At 70.3% G+C, this 4,839-nt stretch carries 4 protein-coding genes and 1 pseudogene; 4 read left to right on the top strand and 1 reads right to left on the bottom strand.

From position 1 onward, the window contains the following. A partial coding sequence (locus ACFW2E_RS35995; protein WP_384472957.1) for a cysteine-rich/transmembrane domain-containing protein occupies positions 1 to 844 on the top strand: 844 nt, incomplete at its 5' end. 48 nt (positions 845 to 892) lie between these two features. Here the strand turns inward: ACFW2E_RS35995 and ACFW2E_RS35990 are convergent. Further along, positions 893 to 1,289 (bottom strand): annotated as a pseudogene (locus ACFW2E_RS35990) (ABC transporter substrate-binding protein); the annotation flags it as partial. A 376-nt stretch (positions 1,290 to 1,665) separates the two neighbouring features. On the opposite strand from ACFW2E_RS35990, the gene ACFW2E_RS35985 reads away from it, so the two are divergent. The 3 genes from ACFW2E_RS35985 (at position 1,666) to ACFW2E_RS35975 (ending at position 4,823) form a co-directional block, all read left to right on the top strand. Then, entirely contained in the window at positions 1,666 to 2,565 is a 900-nt protein-coding gene (locus ACFW2E_RS35985; protein WP_384472954.1) for a S1 family peptidase, read from the top strand. Between the two features lie 140 nt (positions 2,566 to 2,705). Next, positions 2,706 to 3,509: a slipin family protein gene (locus tag ACFW2E_RS35980; RefSeq protein ID WP_384472951.1), complete on the top strand. Its 804-nt coding sequence runs from the start codon at positions 2,706 to 2,708 to the stop codon at positions 3,507 to 3,509. 234 nt (positions 3,510 to 3,743) lie between these two features. Next, positions 3,744 to 4,823 carry a S1 family peptidase gene (locus ACFW2E_RS35975; RefSeq protein ID WP_384472949.1) on the top strand — a complete coding sequence of 360 codons (1,080 nt, stop codon included), beginning with the start codon at positions 3,744 to 3,746 and terminating at the stop codon, positions 4,821 to 4,823. The last annotated feature ends 16 nt before the right edge of the window (positions 4,824 to 4,839 follow it).

Raw genomic sequence — 4,839 nt, 5'->3', positions numbered from 1 at the left:
CACGCCGGGGGCGCCGGGGGCGCCCGGCGCCCCGGCGCGGGGGGGGGGGGCGGGCGCGGGGGGGGGAGCCGGGGTGGGTTTCGACACCGCCGTGCTCGTCGACGCCGTCGACCGGCAGGTGGGCCTCGAGGCGCTCGCCGGGCCCGGGACGCCGATCCTGACGGTCACCGAGCCGACCGAGACCGCGACCGCCGCGGCCTTCGCGCACACCGCGGTGCTGGCCGGGCGCCCGGGCAACGCCGCACCGCTCGCCGAGGCCGGGCGGCTCTTCGGACGGCTGGCGCACCTCCTGGACGCCGTGGAGGACAGGGAGTCCGACGCCGCGTCAGGAGCCTGGAACCCCCTCACCGCGACCGGCACCTCCCTCACCGAGGCCCGCAGACTGGCCGACGACGCGCTGCACGGCATCCGGCTCGCGCTGCGCGAGGTCGAGTTCGTGGACGCCAAGCTGGCGCATCTGCTGCTCGCGCACGAACTGCGCCGCTCGGTGGACCGGGCGTTCGGGACCACGTCCTGCGGGCACGCGCACGCGCCCGAGGCCTCCTTCGGGCCGCCGCAGGGCCCATACGCGCCCCAGGCACCGGGGAACCCCTACGGCACTCCCTTCGGCGGCGAGCCGCCGCGCCCGGACAAGCGGGGCTTCTGGGCCGGCTGCGCGGCCGCCATCGGGCTGTGCTGCACCTGCAAGATGTGCTGCGCCGAGGAGTACGAGGGGCCCTGGTCGCGGAAGAAGCGTGAGGGCTGCCTCAGTGACTGCGACTGCGACTGCGACGGCTCGTGCTGCGAAGCCTGCCAGTGCTGCGAGTGCTGTGAGTGCTGCTCCTGCTGCGACTGCGGGCTGTGACCGCGGACTGCCGGGTTCCCCGCGTTCCCCGGTCGCGGGGATGGGCCGTCAGTTCCTCAGCTCCGGCGGGGAGATCCGCGACTCGTCGATCACCGATCCCGTGGTCCCCCGCTTCTCGAGGGCCTTCTCGTTCGTCCCGTCCGCGATGAGTCCGTTCACCGGCCCGGAAGTTCGGGCGCCAGTTCGGTGCCCCTCTCGAAGGCGAAGCCGACGTCGAGGCGGTGGAACCACTCGTGAGGAACTTCAGGTCCGGCTGCCGGGCGACCGCGTGGCGCAGGCCGTTGATGGTGGACATCACGACGTCGCCGCGGCTTTGCTGCACGGAGGACCAGGTCGCGCCCGCCCCGATGGCGTCGCTGTGCGTCTGCACGGTGCAGGCCTTCTCGCCGGCATCGGTGCAGACGTGCTTGTTCTCCTCCGGCGTGGCCTCGAAGGTGGTGCCGGCGTGCGCTTCGCCGACCGCTTCGTCTGCCCTTTCCCGCCACAAGGAACAGGCCGGACGTCACCATCGGGGCGGGGGAGCGCACTCTGGTCCGAGACCTTCGCCGGAAAACCCGAGCCCCGTGGGGCAATCGGGGATCGGGAAGCGATGACAGAGCGTCAAGTGGCCCGGAACTGAGCGATATCGCACACGGTCGGCACAGATCGCACACAGTCGCACGGCCGAAAGGCGCCCTTGCGTCTACCGGCCGTTCGGCCGAATACTCCCCCTCAGCGCTTGTCAGGGGCATACGTGTTCGGATCCGAGCGCCCTCCCTGGCTGCGCCTCACGGGCCCCGACCCCACGCGGGCCCCCGACTTCCCCTGGGAGGGAACGAAAAGTGAGGATCAAGCGCACCATTCCCCACAGCGGTATCGCGAGACGGACCCGGCTGATCGCCATGGTCTCCGGATTCGTGGCCGCGGCCGCGTTCGCCGCCCCCACCGCGAGCGCCAGCGACGCCCCGACGTTCAGCGCCAGCCAGCTCACCAGGGCGAGCGACTCCGTCCTGAAGGCCGACATACCCGGCACGGCCTGGGCGGTGGACGGCAAGTCCAACCGCGTCGTCGTCACCGTCGACAGCACCGTCTCCAAGGCCGAGATCGCCAAGATCAGGCGCCAGGCGGGGACCACCTCCGGGGCCCTCACCATCAAACACACCCCCGGCAGGTTCAACAAACTGATCACCGGCGGCGACGCCATCTACGGCGGTTCCTACCGCTGCTCGCTCGGCTTCAACGTGCACAGCGGGAGCACGTACTACTTCCTGACCGCCGGCCACTGCGGTGAGGTCGCCTCCACCTGGTACAGCAACTCCTCCCACAGCACGGTGCTGGGCACCAACGTCGGCTACAGCTTCCCGACGAACGACTTCGCGCTGGTGCGCTACACCAACTCGTCGATCGCGCACCCGAGTGCGGTCGGCGGCCAGACCATCACCAGCGCCGCCACGCCGAGCGTGGGCACGACGGTCTACCGTCGCGGCTCCACCACCGGTACCCACAGCGGCCGGGTCACCGCGCTGAACGCCACGGTCAACTACGGCGGCGGCGACATCGTCTACGGCATGATCCAGACCACGGTCTGCGCCGAGGGCGGCGACAGCGGCGGTCCGCTCTATGCGGGTACCGTCGCCTACGGTCTGACCTCCGGCGGCAGCGGCAACTGCACCTCCGGCGGTACGACCTTCTTCCAGCCGGTCACCGAGGCGCTGAGCTACTACGGAGTGAGCGTCGGCTGACGGTTCCTCCGTTTCGGCCCGTGTGGCCCCCGCACGCAACCGGCGTGCGGGGGCTCCCTCTTGTCCGGGTCGGGGAGTTACCTTCGAAGTACGGGAGGTGCTCTCCCGAACACTCCCACTTCGGACCCCTGGGGGCCGGCATGGTCGAGGAGCTGGTGGCGGCGGGCGGGACCCTCGTGGCCGCCGGAGCGGTGTACGTGATGGCGGCGGCCCGGGTCGTCAAACAGTACGAGCGGGGCGTGGTGTTCCGGCTCGGCAGGCTGCGCCCCGAGGTGCGCGGCCCGGGGTTCACCATGATCGTCCCCTTCGTGGACCGGCTCCAGAAGGTCAACATGCAGGTCGTGACGATGCCGGTGCCCGCGCAGGAGGGCATCACCCGGGACAACGTGACCGTGCGGGTGGACGCGGTGGTCTACTTCAAGGTGACCGGGGCGGCCGAGGCGGTCGTACGGGTCGAGGACTACCGGTTCGCGGTGTCGCAGATGGCGCAGACCTCGCTCCGGTCCATCATCGGCAAGAGCGAGCTGGACGACCTGCTGTCCAACCGTGAGAAGCTCAACCAGGGCCTGGAGTTGATGATCGACAGCCCGGCCGTGGAGTGGGGCGTCACCATCGACCGCGTCGAGATCAAGGACGTGTCGCTGCCCGAGACCATGAAGCGGTCCATGGCCCGGCAGGCCGAGGCCGACCGTGAGCGGCGGGCCCGGGTCATCAACGCGGACGCCGAGCTGCAGGCCTCGAAGAAGCTGGCGGAGGCGGCCCAGCAGATGGCGGACACGCCCGCCGCGCTGCAACTGCGGCTGCTGCAGACGGTGGTGGCGGTCGCCGCCGAGAAGAACTCCACGCTGGTCCTGCCGTTCCCGGTGGAGCTGCTGCGGTTTCTGGAGAAGGCGCAGCAGCAACTGCCCCCGACAACCGGAGGATCGAATTCAGGCCAGGGCTAGACGTCACTGTGTGCTGAGGAGTTACTCGCTCGTAGTATTTGCAGTGCGAATTCTCCTGGGGTGACTGCGAACGACCGGAGGTGCAGGGGGCGCACGGTCTCCCCGTACGCGCGTCCTGAAGTCGACCTTGTGTGCTCCCAGTGGGACTAGGAATAGTTGGCGCCCGTCAACCAGCCTTCCGGTCCGTGAGGTCCCCACAACCTCCCGGTCCGACCCCCCACAGGAGGACGCGAGTTGAAGCATCGACGCATACCCCGGCGGCGGGCCGCCGTGGCGGGTGCGGGAATCGCCGCACTGGTCGCCGCGGGAGTCACTTTGCAGAATGCGAACGCCAGTGAGCCGGCCGGGGCCTCCGTGCCCCGGATCCTGTCGGCCCCGGCGGCCGGAAAGCTCGCCACCACGCTCGCCGACGGCCTCGGCGCGGACGCGGCGGGTACGTACTACGACGCGAAGACGAAGAGTCTCGTCGTCAACGTGCTCGACGCGACGGCCGCCAAGGCCGTCGAGAAGGCCGGAGCCAAGGCCAGACTCGTCACCAACTCCCTGGCCGAGCTCGAGGGCGCCCGTACGATGCTGAAGAAGGACGCGACCATCCCCGGCACCTCGTGGTCGACCGACCCGGTCACCGACAAGGTCGTCGTCACCGCCGACAGGACCGTGTCGAAGGCCGGGTGGGCCAAGCTCGCCAAGGTGGTCGACGGGCTCGGCGGCACGGCGGAACTCCAGCGCTCGAAGGGGGAGTTCAAGCCCCTCGTCGCGGGCGGCGACGCCATCTCCGGCTCGGGCGGACGCTGCTCGCTCGGCTTCAACGTGGTCAAGGACGGGCAGCCGTACTTCCTGACCGCGGGGCACTGCACCGCGTCCATCTCCACCTGGTCGGACCCGTCCGGCAACGTGATCGGGAAGAACGAGCAGTCCAGCTTCCCGGGCAACGACTTCGGCCTGGTCAAGTACACCTCGGACACCGCCCACCCGAGCGAGGTCGACCTCTACAACGGCTCCGCCCAGCAGATCACGGGCGCCGCCGAGGCCACCGTCGGCATGAAGGTCACCCGCAGCGGCTCGACCACCCAGGTGCACGACGGCAAGGTCACCGGGCTGAACGCCACCGTGAACTACTCGGAGGGCACGGTCAGCGGTCTCATCCAGACCGACGTCTGCGCCGAGCCCGGTGACAGCGGCGGCTCGCTCTTCTCGGGCAGCAACGCGATCGGGCTGACGTCCGGTGGCAGCGGTGACTGCACCTCCGGCGGAGAGACCTTCTTCCAGCCGGTCACGGAGGCGCTGTCCGCGACGGGCACGCAGATCGGCTGACCCGCACCACGAGTCC

The organism is Streptomyces sp. NPDC058964, from assembly GCF_042741275.1.
In the GTDB taxonomy this organism is placed as follows: domain Bacteria; phylum Actinomycetota; class Actinomycetes; order Streptomycetales; family Streptomycetaceae; genus Streptomyces.
This window is presented reverse-complemented; position numbering and strand designations above follow the sequence as displayed.